Origin of the sequence: Aeromonas sp. QDB18, from assembly GCF_027705325.1 — a bacterium.
Taxonomy (GTDB): Bacteria; Pseudomonadota; Gammaproteobacteria; order Enterobacterales; family Aeromonadaceae; genus Aeromonas; species Aeromonas caviae.
Genome location: NZ_JAPDBQ010000021.1, coordinates 25247 through 38842 on the forward strand (window position 1 = coordinate 25247; position 13596 = coordinate 38842).

At 59.7% G+C, this 13596-nt stretch carries 13 protein-coding genes; 5 read left to right on the plus strand and 8 right to left on the minus strand.

Features of this window, described 5'->3' with window-relative positions:
• Nucleotides 1–76 precede the first annotated feature (76 nt).
• Nucleotides 77–589, minus strand: coding sequence for a ubiquinone anaerobic biosynthesis accessory factor UbiT (gene ubiT, locus OKC30_RS05595; protein ID WP_270666270.1), 513 nt, complete (start codon nucleotides 587–589; stop codon nucleotides 77–79).
• Between the two features lie 189 nt (nucleotides 590–778).
• On the opposite strand from ubiT, the gene ubiU reads away from it, so the two are divergent.
• On the plus strand, nucleotides 779–1774 hold the full coding sequence (ubiU, locus tag OKC30_RS05600) for a ubiquinone anaerobic biosynthesis protein UbiU (protein WP_128271750.1): 996 nt from the start codon (nucleotides 779–781) through the stop codon (nucleotides 1772–1774).
• A 12-nt stretch (nucleotides 1775–1786) separates the two neighbouring features.
• Complete coding sequence (locus tag OKC30_RS05605; protein ID WP_160837378.1) at nucleotides 1787–2659, plus strand: U32 family peptidase; 873 nt, start codon at nucleotides 1787–1789, stop codon at nucleotides 2657–2659.
• A 75-nt stretch (nucleotides 2660–2734) separates the two neighbouring features.
• Here OKC30_RS05605 and nlpI read toward each other — a convergent pair whose 3' ends face one another.
• The 7 genes from nlpI to queA all read right to left on the minus strand — a co-directional run bounded on the left by nlpI (nucleotide 2735) and on the right by queA (nucleotide 9764).
• A complete protein-coding gene (gene nlpI / locus OKC30_RS05610) occupies nucleotides 2735–3667 on the minus strand; it encodes a lipoprotein NlpI (RefSeq protein WP_333562672.1) in 933 nt (310 codons plus the stop codon).
• A 90-nt stretch (nucleotides 3668–3757) separates the two neighbouring features.
• Nucleotides 3758–4126, minus strand: coding sequence for a rhodanese-like domain-containing protein (locus OKC30_RS05615; protein ID WP_039038735.1), 369 nt, complete (start codon nucleotides 4124–4126; stop codon nucleotides 3758–3760).
• 100 nt (nucleotides 4127–4226) lie between these two features.
• On the minus strand, nucleotides 4227–5174 hold the full coding sequence (secF, locus tag OKC30_RS05620) for a protein translocase subunit SecF (protein WP_010675068.1): 948 nt from the start codon (nucleotides 5172–5174) through the stop codon (nucleotides 4227–4229).
• Nucleotides 5175–5183: 9 nt separating this feature from the next.
• Entirely contained in the window at nucleotides 5184–7037 is a 1854-nt protein-coding gene (gene secD, locus OKC30_RS05625) for a protein translocase subunit SecD (RefSeq protein ID WP_160837375.1), read from the minus strand.
• An 18-nt stretch (nucleotides 7038–7055) separates the two neighbouring features.
• A complete protein-coding gene (yajC, locus tag OKC30_RS05630) occupies nucleotides 7056–7391 on the minus strand; it encodes a preprotein translocase subunit YajC (protein ID WP_010675070.1) in 336 nt (111 codons plus the stop codon).
• 50 nt (nucleotides 7392–7441) lie between these two features.
• Complete coding sequence (tgt, locus tag OKC30_RS05635; RefSeq protein WP_010675071.1) at nucleotides 7442–8578, minus strand: tRNA guanosine(34) transglycosylase Tgt; 1137 nt, start codon at nucleotides 8576–8578, stop codon at nucleotides 7442–7444.
• A gap of 118 nt (nucleotides 8579–8696) precedes the next feature.
• A complete protein-coding gene (gene queA / locus OKC30_RS05640) occupies nucleotides 8697–9764 on the minus strand; it encodes a tRNA preQ1(34) S-adenosylmethionine ribosyltransferase-isomerase QueA (protein WP_160837373.1) in 1068 nt (355 codons plus the stop codon).
• 211 nt (nucleotides 9765–9975) lie between these two features.
• Here queA and OKC30_RS05645 point away from each other — a divergent pair, with 211 nt between their 5' ends.
• The 3 genes from OKC30_RS05645 (at nucleotide 9976) to ahpF (ending at nucleotide 13347) form a co-directional block, all read left to right on the plus strand.
• Nucleotides 9976–10422 carry a CBS domain-containing protein gene (locus OKC30_RS05645; protein WP_221365551.1) on the plus strand — a complete coding sequence of 149 codons (447 nt, stop codon included), beginning with the start codon at nucleotides 9976–9978 and terminating at the stop codon, nucleotides 10420–10422.
• 629 nt (nucleotides 10423–11051) lie between these two features.
• Nucleotides 11052–11618, plus strand: coding sequence for an alkyl hydroperoxide reductase subunit C (ahpC, locus tag OKC30_RS05650; protein WP_010675074.1), 567 nt, complete (start codon nucleotides 11052–11054; stop codon nucleotides 11616–11618).
• Nucleotides 11619–11760: 142 nt separating this feature from the next.
• On the plus strand, nucleotides 11761–13347 hold the full coding sequence (gene ahpF, locus OKC30_RS05655; RefSeq protein ID WP_042016663.1) for an alkyl hydroperoxide reductase subunit F: 1587 nt from the start codon (nucleotides 11761–11763) through the stop codon (nucleotides 13345–13347).
• The last annotated feature ends 249 nt before the right edge of the window (nucleotides 13348–13596 follow it).

The following is a 13596-nucleotide window of genomic DNA, read 5'->3' on the forward strand; positions in this document are numbered from 1 at the left end:
CCTGCGTGGTCACGCTGACAGTGGGGTACTGCGGCTCAAGTTCACTTGTTCCGCAGCACTCGGGCAAGAAAACGGCTCAGCTCATTGTCGCGGCAGTGGGCACGTGCGTCTCGCGGGCCCGCTCGATAAAGGTCGCCAGATCCATCAGGGGGTATTTCATCAATCCCAGCCCGTCCAGATCCAGGCTGTCCATCAGATTTTTCACCTCCAGGCCCAACTCTGTATCCCCCTCTATCTTCAGTCGGCGCTGGAAGAAGAGGGAATCCGGGTCTTCACGGCGCCCGGCGATCAGAATAAGATCCTGGCTATTGCCGCTGAAACAGACATCGGCGCGCTCACGCTTCCTCGCCACTACCAATTTGCCCTCCTGCTCGCTGATAAACCAGCATAGCCCCAGATCGCTGACTTCCACTTTCAGCCACTTGCCCGCAAGAAACGCAAATTCCCCCTCTTCGATGGCCTCCCGGAACACCCTGCCCAGCAGGGCCTCCATCAGGTTTTGTTGCAAAGGGAAGGGCACCAGCTTGAGGGGGTGGCGCAAGAGACGGGGTGCCTGTTCGACCAGGCGACGTTGCAGATGTTGAAACACGATAAACTCCCAGTTTTTTGCGCATTCAAGCACAGCCCCTTCGGCAAGATCCTGTTGAAAATCAAACTTGTGCCCACTTACCTCAAGAAGGGTAAAGCCACCTAAAGCTGCCTCAGGTCAAAAAGCGGGAGGGCAAGCATGAATACAATCGGGCCACTTTTGCATTTTTGCCCTCTCGGAGCGTACCCGATGGAATTACTCTGCCCGGCAGGCAGCCTGCCGGCACTGAAGACAGCCGTGGATAACGGGGCCGATGCGGTCTACATCGGCTTCAAGGATGACACCAATGCCCGCCACTTCGCCGGGCTCAACTTCACCGACAGCAAGCTGGAAAGAGCGGTTGACTATGTCCACCAGCATGGCCGCAAGCTGCACATCGCCATCAATACCTTTGCCCACCCGGGCTCCGATGCCCGTTGGAAGCAGGCCGTGGACAAAGGGGTGGCGCTCGGTGCCGATGCCCTGATCATCGCCGATCTCGCCGTGCTCGATTATGCCAGCCGCCGCCATCCCGACATGGAGCTACATGTCTCGGTCCAGGCCAGCGCCACCAACGCCGCTGCCATCCGCTTCTACCAGCAGCACTTCAACGTCGGCCGGGTGGTGCTGCCGAGGGTGCTCTCCATGCATCAGGTGAAGCAGCTTGCCCGCGAGACCGACGTCGGCCTCGAGGTGTTCGCCTTCGGCAGCCTCTGCATCATGGCGGAGGGGCGCTGCTACCTCTCCTCCTACATGACAGGCGAGAGCCCCAACACCGTCGGCGCCTGTTCACCGGCCAAGTTCGTGCGCTGGGAAGAGACCCCGAGCGGCCTCGAATCCCGCCTCAACGAGGTGCTGATCGATCGTTACGGCCCGGGGGAAAACGCCGGCTACCCGACCCTGTGCAAGGGGCGCTTCGAGGTGGATGGCCAGACCTATCACGCGCTGGAGGAGCCCACCAGCCTCAACACCCTCGGCCTCCTGCCCGAGCTGTTCCAGACCGGCATCCAGTCGGTCAAGATCGAGGGACGCCAGCGCAGCCCCGCCTATGTGGAGCAGGTGACCCGGGTCTGGCGCGCCGCCATCGACGCCTATCAGGCCAACCCCGAGGCCTATCAAGTCAAGGCTGAGTGGGATGCCCAGCTCGCCCGCGTCTCCGAGGGGAGCCAGACCACCCTCGGTGCCTATCATCGCCAGTGGCAATAAGGAGCACTGCTCATGAAATTCTCTCTCGGCCCCCTGCTCTTCTACTGGCCCAAGGCCGACACCCAGGCCTTCTATCAGGCGGCGGCCGCCAGCCAGGCCGACATCGTCTATCTGGGGGAAACCGTCTGCAGCAAGCGGCGCGAACTGAAAGTGGATGACTGGATTGCCCTCGCCCGTCAGGTGGCAGGCTCCGGCAAGCAGGCGGTACTCTCCACGCTGGCGCTGATCTCAGCTCCCTCCGAGCTCAAGGAGGTAAAGCGGCTGGTCGACAACGGCGAGCTGATGATCGAGGCCAACGATCTGGGGGCGGTCCAGCTCGCCAGTGAAGCCGGGCTGCCGTTCGTCTGCGGCCCCGCCATCAACGCCTACAACGCCGACGTGCTGCGCATGCTGCTTAAACAGGGGATGCAGCGCTGGGTGATGCCGGTGGAGCTCTCCCGTGACTGGCTGATGCAGCTCAATCAGGATCTGGGCAGGGAGCGCCAGCAGTTCGAGGTGGAGGTGTTCGCCTATGGTCATCTGCCGCTCGCCTACTCGGCACGCTGCTTCACCGCCCGCTCCCTCGACCGGCCCAAGGACAACTGCGAACTAGCCTGCATCGACTACCCCACCGGGCGACTTGCCAGCAGTCGCGAGGGGCAGAAGGTGTTCAACCTCAACGGCATCCAGACCCAGTCCGGTTACTGCTACAACCTGGGTAACGAGCTCAAGGGGATGGAGGGTCTGGTGGATGTGGTGCGCCTCTCGCCCGAAGGCATGGAGACCCTGACGATGCTGGAGCGCTTCAAGGCCAACGAACAGGGGATGGCCCCCCTGCCCCTGCAGCAGGAGCGGGACTGCAACGGTTACTGGCGCCAGATCCCCGGCATGAGCCTGGTGGAGTAGCGGTACACCCCGTGTCACCAGACAGCAAAAAGGCCTCGTCAAGAGGCCTTTTTCATGGGGTTCAAACCCGTTTAGTCACGCTTTGCCGCTCTTGCCCTGGGCTACGGGTGGCTGGGGCTTGCGCGCCATCAGTTCCAGCTCCAGCAAGGCATAGCGATGCTCGATGAAGTCATAGACGTTGTTGGCCAGCGCCAGCTTGAAGTAGCTGATGGCTTCCTTGCGGTTACCCTTGGCCAGCTCGAACTTGCCGAGGTAGAAGTAGGTCTCGCACAGGCGCTCGGCGAGCTCCCTGTTGTCCTTGACCCCTTTCACCACGTTGCTCATCAACTGGGTGGCATTGATGTCGCCCGTATAGAGGCGCACCAGATCCCAGTTCCAGGCGTCGTCGTCATACTTGTTGAGCCGCTCGCGCATCCGGCTCATGGCCGCCGGTCCGTTGAGCTTCTGCTCGGCCAGATAGAGCCAGATCACCCGATAAGGGTCTTCTGGTTGCGCCTCGTAGAAGCGCTTCATATCCGCCGCGGCAAGCTCGGGGCGATTGCCGTAATAGAGCGCGATTCCCCGGTTGAGATAGGCGTAGTCGTAATCCGGGGCGAGCTCCAGGGCGGAGTCGAACGCCTCATAGGCCTCGTCGTAGTTCTGCTGTTGAACCAGATAGACACCGATGAAGTTGTAGGCCTCGGCAAAATCCGGCTTCTCCCGCAGGGCGCGGTTGAAGTCGAGTCGCGCCAGGGAACGCAAGCCCACCCGGTCAAACACCACGGCACGCTCATAGAAGAGTTCTGCCCGCTGTTCGGTCGTCAATTCCATTTCACTGAGCATCTGCCCGAGTCGCGCCAACGCCAACTCGCTCTGGTAGGAGACCTGCAAGGGGGTCGCCAATACCAGTGAAGCGGGTTGCGGCTTGGGAACTTGAGGCGCTTTTACCTGACTGCTACTGCTGCAACCCCACAAGGGGAGCAACAACAGGATACCCGTGAGGTATCCAATCCCTATCCTGACGTTCAATGAACACTCCGACGCTTACGCTTGACCCCGCATATGGTAAAGATCACGGGGCCGTTTGTCATGTGGCGCAGCCCCTCTCCCTCAAATAAATCAGGATTCGACAGGGTATCCGGCATCGCTCCAGCCGCGAAAGCCTCCATCGACGCTGACGACCCGGGAATAACCCATCTTCTGCAGGTTATCCGCCACCAGGATGGAGCGAAATCCCCCACCACAATAGAGGTAGAGTTCGGTGTCGGGATCCGGATACCGGGTCTCGATGTCACGCTCTATCACCCCGCGCCCGAGATAGGTGGCCCCCGGCAGATGGCCCCTGGCCCACTCGCTCTCTTCGCGCACGTCGATCAGATGAAATGCTCGGCCCTCATCCTGCCAGCGCTTGATCTGATGCACATCGGTTTCCTGCACCTGCGGGCGGATGGCCTCTACCAGGGCCAGAAAACGGGGATTGTGTTGCATGGGCTTGCTCCTTGCTTTGGGTAATGGATGCTGGGTTGTGGGGAGCATCATGACTCACCCCGGCCACAAGAGAAAGGGCGCCTTGCGGCGCCCTTGTCTGTTACGGCAGGATCTCTTGCTGATCCGCGCCCTCTTTTTCCACCTGGGTCGGCAGCATGTGCTCCCGCTTGATCCCGAGGAACATGGCTGAGGCGCTCGCCACATAGATGGAGGAGTAGGTACCGAAAGCCACCCCGATCACCATGGCGATGGAGAAACCGTGGATCAGAGGCCCGCCTTTGAGCAGCAGTGCCACCACCACCACGAAGGTCAACCCCGAGGTGATGATGGTCCGGCTCAGGGTCTCGGTCATGGAGAGATCCATGATCTCCGCGGTGTCCCCACGGCGTACCTTGCGGAAATTCTCCCGCACCCGGTCGAACACAACGATGGTGTCGTTCAGGGAGTACCCCACCAGCGTCATCAGCGCCGCCAGCACGGTCAGGTCGAACTCGTACTGGAAGTAGGCGAAGATGCCGAGGGTGATGATCACGTCGTGAGCCAGGGAGAGGATGCCCCCCGTGGCCAGACGCCACTCGAAGCGCACCGCCACGTAGATCAGGATACAGATGATGGAGGCCAGCATGGCCAGGGCACCGTCGGTGGCCAGCTCGTCACCCACGGAGGGACCGACGAACTCGACACGCTTGAGCACAGCGCTCTCGTCGACCAGCTTGGCGGCCGCCAGGACCTCGTTGCCCTGCTGCTCGACCTTGACGCCCTCTTGCGGGGCCATGCGCACCAGCACATCACGGCTGGAGCCGAAGAACTGCAGGGTCGCCCCGTCAATCTTCTGCTGATCCAGCGCCTCGTGCATCTTGTCCAGGCTCACCGACTGCTGGAACCCCACCTCGATGGTGGTACCGCCGGTGAAGTCCAGCCCCCAGTTCAAGCCACGATCGTACAGAACGTAGAGGGCGAGCACCGTCACCAGAGCAGAGAGGACCATACCCAGCTTGGCGAAACGCATGAAGGGGATGGGCTTTTCAAAATGTAGAATTTGAAACATGTCTCTTCCTTAGATCGGCAGCTTGTCGATGCGCCGTCCACCCCAGGCCAGGTTGATGATGGCGCGGGATACCGTGATGGCAGTGAACATGGACGCCGTCAGGCCGATCCCGAGGGTCAGGGCGAAGCCCTTGATGGCACCGGTACCGATACCGAACAGGATCACGCAGGTGATGAGCGAGGTGATGTTGGAGTCGGCGATGGTGGAGAAGGCGCGGTCAAAGCCCAGGTGAATGGCTTGCTGCACCCCGCGACCATTGCGGATCTCTTCACGAATACGCTCGTAGATCAGCACGTTCGCATCCACCGCCATCCCCAGCGTCAACACGATACCGGCGATGCCCGGCAGGGTCATGGTGGCCCCCGGGATCATCGACATGATACCGACGATGAGCACCAGGTTCATGGTCAGCGCCAGATTGGCCACCCAGCCGAAGGCACGGTAGTAGATCCCCATGAAGAGCACGATCACCAGCATGGCCCAGCCGATGGCTTCCATCCCGCTGTCGATGTTCTGCTGACCCAGGCTCGGGCCTATGGTGCGCTCTTCGACGATCTGGATGGGGGCAATCAGGGCACCGGCACGCAGCAGCAGCGCCAGGTTGTGGGCTTCGTTGGCGTTGTCGATCCCGGTTATGCGGAACTGGCTACCCAGGCGAGACTGGATGGTGGCGACGTTGATCACCTCCTCCTGCTTGCGGAACTTACGCTTGCCGTCCAGACCAGGCTGCCCCACCGGCTTGTACTCGATGAAGACGGTCGCCATGCCCTTGCCAACGTTGTCCTTGGTAAAGTTGGCCATCTTGTTGCCACCCTGACCATCGAGCTTGATGTTGACCTGGGGGCGGCTGTATTCATCGAAACCGGACTGGGCACCCACGATGTGGTCACCGGTCAGGATCACGCGCTTTTGCAGTACCACGGGACGACCGTTGCGATCGTTGTAGACCTTGGAGCTCGGCGGCACGCGGCCTGCGGCAGCGGCCTGGATATCGGCAGCCTCATCGACCATATGGAACTCCAGGGTCGCGGTGGCCCCCAGGATCTCCTTGGCACGGGCGGTGTCCTGGATCCCCGGCAGCTCGACGATGATACGCTCGCCGCCCTGCTGCTGGACCAGCGGCTCGGCCACACCCAGTTCGTTCACCCGGTTGCGGATGATGGTGATGTTCTGCTCGAGGGCATACTTCTTCACCTCTTTGACCTTGGCTTCGCTCAGACTGGCCAGCAGGATGAAGTCATCCCCTTTCTGGTCTGTGGTGAAGACAAGATCCGCATTCTGGCGACGCAGGAAGGAGAGTGCCTTGGCCTGGTCGGCCTCGTCACGGAAGACCACCTGCACCTGATCCCCGACCCGGCGTACACCGGAGTAGCGGATCTTCTGGGTGCGCAGTTCGGCGCGGAAATCCTGCACCATCTGTTCCTGCTGCTTGGCCAGCGCTTCGGCCATGTCCACTTCCATCAGGAAGTGCACACCGCCCCGCAGGTCAAGACCGAGCTTCAGGGGCGCCGCGCCGATGGCCTCGAGCCAGGCGGGGGTGGACGGTGCCAGGTTGAGGGCGGTGATGAAATTGTCGCCCAGCTTGTTGGCCACGATGTCGCGCGCCTTGAGCTGGTCTTCGGTGTTGTTGAAACGGATCAGGATGAAGCCGTGCTCGAACGCCGCATGCTTGACAGGGATCTTCGCCTCGTCGAGGGTTTCCTTCACCTGATCGAGGGTTTCTAGTTTGACTTCGGCACCACGGCTGGCAGAGACCTGCAAGGCCGGGTCTTCGCCGTAAAGATTGGGGGCTGCATATAGAAAACCGATGGCGATCACGACGATCACCATCAGGTATTTCCACAGCGGATAGCGATTTAACACGCTGTGCTCCTCGGGAGATTAGAGGGACTGGATAGAACCCTTGGGCAGAACGGCAGAGACGAAGTCACGCTTGATGGTGACCTGAGTCTGATCGTTCAGGGCCAGCACAATGTAGTCGCTGTCGGCGGAAACCTTGGCGATCTTGCCGACCAGGCCACCGGAAGTGAGCACTTCGTCGCCCTTGGAGAGGGAGCTCATCAGATTGCGATGCTCCTTGGCACGCTTGGCCTGGGGACGGTAGATCATGAAGTAGAAGATGAGACCGAACACGGCCAGCATGATGATCATTTCCATGCCACCACCCTGTGCTGCCGGAGCCGCGCCTTCTGCATACGCCTTGGAGATAATGCTCATTTAACAACCTCTTATTGATGTAGATTTGAATACTAACTTATATGTCGTTGTTATTTCACGTCATTTTCAGCCAGTGGAGGCACAGGCTTCCCTTGCCGACGGTAAAACTCAGTTACAAAGTCGTCTAATTTACCCTGCTCGATCGCGTCCCGCAAACCCTGCATCACGCGCTGGTAATAACGCAGGTTGTGGATGGTATTCAGACGGGCACCGAGGATCTCGTTGCACTTGTCCAGATGGTACAGATAGCTGCGGGTGTAGTTCTTGCAGGTGTAGCAATCGCAGTCCGCATCCAGGGTGCTGGTGTCTTCCCGGTACTTGGCGTTGCGGATCTTGACCACCCCATCGGTGGTAAAGAGATGACCGTTGCGGGCGTTGCGGGTCGGCATCACGCAGTCGAACATATCGATACCGCGGCGCACCCCTTCCACCAGATCCTCCGGCTTGCCCACCCCCATCAGGTAGCGCGGCTTGTCGGCTGGAATTTTCGGGCAGACATGGTCAAGGATGCGATGCATGTCCTCTTTGGGCTCACCCACGGCGAGACCACCGACCGCGTAACCGTCGAAGCCGATCTCAAGGAGACCGTCCAGCGACACATCCCGCAGCGGTTCGTAGACAGAACCCTGGATGATGCCGAACAGGGCGTTCTTGTTACCGAGCGCATCGAACTTGTCACGGGAGCGCTTGGCCCAGCGCAGGGACATCTCCATGGACTTGCGCGCTTCCTCGTAAGTGGCCGGGTACGGTGTGCACTCGTCGAAGATCATCACGATGTCGGAACCCAGATCGTACTGGATCTCCATGGACTTCTCGGGGTCGAGGAAGATCTTCTCGCCGTTGATGGGATGACGGAAGTGCACCCCCTCCTCGGTGATCTTGCGGATGTGCCCCAGACTGAACACCTGGAAACCACCGGAGTCGGTCAGGATCGGCCCCTGCCAGTTCATGAAGTCGTGCAGATCGCCGTGGGCGCGCATCACTTCCTGACCCGGGCGCAGCCAGAGGTGGAAGGTGTTGCCAAGCAGGATCTGGGCACCAGTCTCACGCACCTCTTCCGGTGTCATCCCCTTGACGGTGCCGTAGGTGCCGACCGGCATGAAGGCCGGGGTCTGGACCACGCCACGCTCGAACACCAGTTGACCGCGACGGGCACGCCCATCGGTGGTTTTCAATTCAAATTTCATTGCTACCTCTATTCAGTCAGAGAAACAGTCTGACAACAAAGGGCCCGAGGGGCCCGGTAATATGAAGCCGGCCGGCATACTGACAAGCAGAGCCTGAACGACTTCTGAAGGGCAAGGCTTAACCCTGCACCCGGCGACGGGTGACGAGCATGGCGTCCCCGTAGCTGAAGAAACGGTACTGTCCCGCCACGGCGGCCTGATAGGCGGCCATCACGTTGTCGTAGCCTGCAAAGGCGCTGACCAGCATGATCAGGGTGGATTCGGGCAGGTGGAAGTTGGTGATCATGGCATCGACCACCTGGAACTCGTAACCGGGGAAGATGAAGATGTCGGTGTCATTGAAGAAGGGCGCCAGCGGCTTGCCCTGGGCCAGGGTCGCCTTGGCTGCGCTCTCGAGGGATCGCACCGACGTGGTGCCCACCGCAACCACCCGACCGCCGCGGGCGCGGGTCGCCGCGATGGCATCCACCACCTCCTGGGGCACTTCGGCGTATTCCGAGTGCATGTGGTGATCTTCAATCTTGTCGACGCGCACCGGCTGGAAGGTGCCCGCCCCCACGTGCAGGGTCACGAAGGCCATCTCCACGCCCTTGGCACGGATCTGCTCGAGCAGCGGCTCGTCGAAGTGCAGACCGGCGGTCGGCGCCGCCACGGCACCCGGCTTCTGGTTGTAGACGGTCTGGTAGCGCTCCTTGTCGGCATCCTCGTCGGGACGGTCGATGTAAGGGGGCAGCGGCATGTGGCCGATGGCATCCAGAATGGTCAGCACAGGGCGCGGGTCCAGGAAGTGGATCTCGAACAGAGCGTCGTGGCGGGCACGCATCTCGGCCTCGACGGGCACACCGTCGGCACCGCCATCCAGAAGGAGACGGGTACCTGGCTTGGGGGACTTGGACGAGCGGACGTGCGCCAGCACGCTGTGCTCGTCCAGAATGCGCTCCACCAGCACCTCCAGCTTGCCGCCGCTGGCCTTCTGGCCAAACATGCGGGCCGGAATGACCCGGGTATTGTTGAACACCAGCAGATCGCCGGGGTTGAGCTGGTCAAGCACATCGACAAAATGACCGTGGCGCAGGGCGCCGGTTTGACCATCGAGCTGCAGCAGGCGGCTAGCGGTACGCTCCGCCATGGGATAGCGGGCAATCAGCTCGTCTGGCAGATCAAAATGAAAATCGGATACTTGCATCTTTCACCTCGGGGGAATCGGCGGCTAGTCTAGTTATCCCCCTCTTCCAAGGCAACCCAAAAGACTAAAAACCCAAGGAAGACAAGGGATAGCGGGCCATTTTGTGAGGCTGGGCCCGTTAAAAAACCTTTAAGGTCTTGTATTGACCCCGATCATGTTCTGGCGACGGGGGCTGGGCTAGGGTGGAAGCAGACACACAAGGAGGCCCACCATGATGACCCTCTCCGAGATCATGACTGAACACCCCTTTACCCTGGGTCCGGAAAACAGCGTCAAGCAGGCGATGGAGCTGATGCAGCAGGAGCGGATCCGTCACGTTCCCATCGTCGATGAACACCAGCATCTGCTTGGTCTGGTCACCCTCTCGGACATCCTGGCCACCCGCGAATCCAAGCTGCTGCTGATCAACCCCGAGCGAGAGGCGGAGTTCACCGACAACGTCCAGCTCGACGAGATCATGACTCGTCAGGTGGCGAGCGTGGATCCCCACGCCGGCATCAAGGAGGCGGCCCTGTATCTGCAGCGCCACAAATATGGCTGTCTGCCGGTACTCAAGGGGCGCAAGCTGGTTGGCATCGTCACCGAGTCGGACTTCATCGCCGTGGCCATCAATCTGCTGGAGCTGATGGAGGAGCAGGAGCCCCCAACCGACTTTTGATCTTAAAATTCTGTAATAAAATTACAGCAAAAGCGTTTTCAGCCTAATTTTACGGCTATTTAAGTGAAACTCCTTCAATTTGACTGTAAAATTACACCACAAAACTTGCATTGTGACATTCATCACACTATGATGCCCACCATGCAATGGTTGCCGAAGAGGAGATGAGGATTGTGCACCCGCCATCTTCTCTTCATATGTCTGCAAGTTTGCACACCCCGTAGTTAGTCTTTGCTGTAAAGCATATTTATCGCCATTCCTTGTTTGATGACCCGGCCCTGTCTGTGCGACGGCGCCGGGATTTTTTTATCCCTCTTTTTTCTACTGCGCCGCCTCGTCTGCCCCCTTCTCTGCTCACGCAATGGAAACAAATCCGGCCCAGCCCTTGAAAATGTGACATACAGGACAGAAATTGAACTTCGACAATGAGTTATCTCCGAAGGCCTGAGATATTCATGTTAGGTACAGTTGTGATGGTCTATCTAATAAATAGATTTATGTGATTCAAAATTGTGGCTTTGACCGATTAGAAAAAGTCACTATGATGACTCCATCGAAAGTTAAGCGCCTCGTCTGGCACGACTCTTCAACACCAGACAGGCATATGTACATCACCAAGGAGCAAATACATGTCTACCTACATCAACACTGAAATCAAGCCGTTCAACGCCACCGCCTACCACAATGGCAAATTCGTTCAGGTGTCTGACGCTGACCTGAAAGGCAAGTGGTCCGTGGTGTTCTTCTACCCGGCTGATTTCACCTTCGTCTGCCCGACCGAGCTGGGCGACCTGGCCGACAACTACGCCGAATTCCAGAAGCTGGGCGTCGAGATCTACGCCGTCTCCACCGACACCCACTTCACCCACAAGGCCTGGCACGACACTTCTGACACCATCCAGAAGATCCAGTACCCGATGATCGGCGACCCCACCGGTACCATCACCCGCAACTTCGGCGTGATGATCGAAGAAGCTGGCCTGGCTGACCGCGGTACCTTCGTCATCGACCCGCAAGGCGTCATCCAGATCGTTGAAATCAACGCTGGCGGCATCGGCCGTGACGCACTGGAACTGCTGCGCAAGGTCAAGGCTGCCCAGTACGTTGCTTCCCACCCGGGTGAAGTGTGCCCGGCCAAGTGGAAAGAAGGCGACGCCACCCTGGCCCCGTCCCTGGATCTGGTAGGCAAAATCTAAGCCTCCCCGCTCTGAAGACCGGCCCGTTCAAGGGCCGGTCTTGTTTACGGCCCTCAGAAAATGCGCCGGTCTGCTGTGTGGACCTCTGTTTTCTGTATCCGGTCATCGTGCCGACCCGCATTCAGCAAGAAGGAATTCGACCATGTTAGATACCAACCTCAAACAACAACTCAACGGTTACTTGCAGTACATCGTCAATCCCATCGAGATCAGCGTGTCCGGCAATGACAGCGACAAATCCGCCGAACTCCTGGCATTGGCCAGCGAGATCGCCGAGATGTCCCCCAAAATTTCCCTGACCGATGGCACCAATGCCCGCAAGCCTTCCATGAGCATCGCGCCCCAGGGCCAGGCCCCGCGCGTGCACTTTGCCGGCATTCCCATGGGTCATGAATTCACCTCGCTGGTGCTCGCCCTGCTGCAAAGCGGCGGTCACCCCTCCAAGGCCGATCCGGCCGTGCTGGAGCAGGTGAAGAACCTCAAGGGCGAGTTCCACTTCGAGACCTATATTTCCCTCTCCTGCCACAACTGTCCGGACGTGGTACAGGCCCTGAACCTGATGTCCACCCTGAACCCCGGCATCACCCACACCATGATCGACGGTGCCCTGTTCCAGGATGAGGTGAACGAGCGTCAAATCATGGCGGTCCCGAACGTCTACCTGAACGGTCAGCCGTTCAGTCAGGGCCGTATTTCGCTGGAAGAGATCGTCGCCAAACTCGACACCGGCGCTGCCGAGCGCAAGGCGCAAGAGCTGAGCGAAAAAGCGCCTTATGACGTGCTGGTGGTGGGCGGTGGTCCGGCCGGCGCCGCCGCGGCCATCTATGCCGCCCGCAAAGGCATTCGCACCGCCATTGTCGCCGAACGTTTCGGTGGCCAGGTGATGGACACCGTCGGCATCGAGAACTTCATCTCCGTGCCCTACACCGAGGGCCCCAAGCTGGCCGCCAGCCTGGAGCAGCACGTCAAGCAGTACGGCGTGGAAGTGATCACCGAGCAGCGTGCCGCCGCCATCAGCAAGGATGGTTACGTCAACGTGGACCTCGCCTCCGGTGCCACCTTGAAGAGCCGCGCCGTGATCCTGGCGACCGGTGCCCGCTGGCGCGACCTGAACGTGCCGGGTGAACTCGAGTACCGTACCAAGGGTGTGGCCTACTGCCCCCACTGTGACGGCCCCTTCTTCAAGGGCAAGCGCGTGGCGGTGATCGGTGGCGGCAACTCCGGCATCGAGGCGGCCATCGATCTGGCCGGCATCGTCGAGCACGTCACCGTGGTGGAGTTCGCCGATACTCTGCGTGCCGACGACGTGCTGCAGAAGAAGGCCCGCTCCATGGGCAACATTGACATCATCATGAGCGCCCGCACCACCGAAGTGATCGGCGACGGCAGCAAGGTGGTGGGCATGGACTACGAAGATCGCACCACCGGCGAGATCAAGCATCTGGCGGTGGCCGGCATCTTCGTCCAGATAGGCCTGGTGCCGAACACCGAGTTCCTCAAAGGAAGCGAGATTGCCCTGACCCGCTTTGGCGAAATCGAGATCGACACCAAGGGTGCCACCTCCCTGCCCGGCGTCTATGCCGCAGGGGATGCCACCACGGTACCGTTCAAGCAGATCATCATCTCCATGGGGGCAGGTGCCACCGCCGCCCTGGGTGCGTTTGATTACCTCATTCGCAACCCGGCGCCGGAAGCACAAGCTACCCAGGCCGATGCCGTGACCGCCTGATAACCGTCACCCAACAAAAAACCGACTCCCTGGAGTCGGTTTTTTTAGGTTCATCGCGGCTTTCCGGGGAAGGCCGCCTTGATTTTCAGAAAAAAGTATTCTGAGTCCCTAAATCCATACCTGATTACCCATGATTAGCAGTCAGTTACCACGAACTATACTGATCTTACGCACAGTTATCGAGGTGCGAGATCATGGCCAAAAGCAAAATCCAATTCCAGAAAGGCTACAGCCTGTTTGAGTTTCTCA

Coding starts and splice junctions, on each gene's coding strand:
- queA (WP_160837373.1), bottom strand. CDS start 9,764: ATGCAAGTATCCGATTTTCATTTTGATCTGCCAGACGAGCTGATTGCC.
- OKC30_RS05615 (WP_039038735.1), bottom strand. CDS start 4,126: ATGCAACACAATCCCCGTTTTCTGGCCCTGGTAGAGGCCATCCGCCCG.
- OKC30_RS05605 (WP_160837378.1), top strand. CDS start 1,787: ATGAAATTCTCTCTCGGCCCCCTGCTCTTCTACTGGCCCAAGGCCGAC.
- ahpC (WP_010675074.1), top strand. CDS start 11,052: ATGTCTACCTACATCAACACTGAAATCAAGCCGTTCAACGCCACCGCC.
- ahpF (WP_042016663.1), top strand. CDS start 11,761: ATGTTAGATACCAACCTCAAACAACAACTCAACGGTTACTTGCAGTAC.
- OKC30_RS05645 (WP_221365551.1), top strand. CDS start 9,976: ATGATGACCCTCTCCGAGATCATGACTGAACACCCCTTTACCCTGGGT.
- secF (WP_010675068.1), bottom strand. CDS start 5,174: ATGTTTCAAATTCTACATTTTGAAAAGCCCATCCCCTTCATGCGTTTC.
- yajC (WP_010675070.1), bottom strand. CDS start 7,391: ATGAGCATTATCTCCAAGGCGTATGCAGAAGGCGCGGCTCCGGCAGCA.
- ubiU (WP_128271750.1), top strand. CDS start 779: ATGGAATTACTCTGCCCGGCAGGCAGCCTGCCGGCACTGAAGACAGCC.
- tgt (WP_010675071.1), bottom strand. CDS start 8,578: ATGAAATTTGAATTGAAAACCACCGATGGGCGTGCCCGTCGCGGTCAA.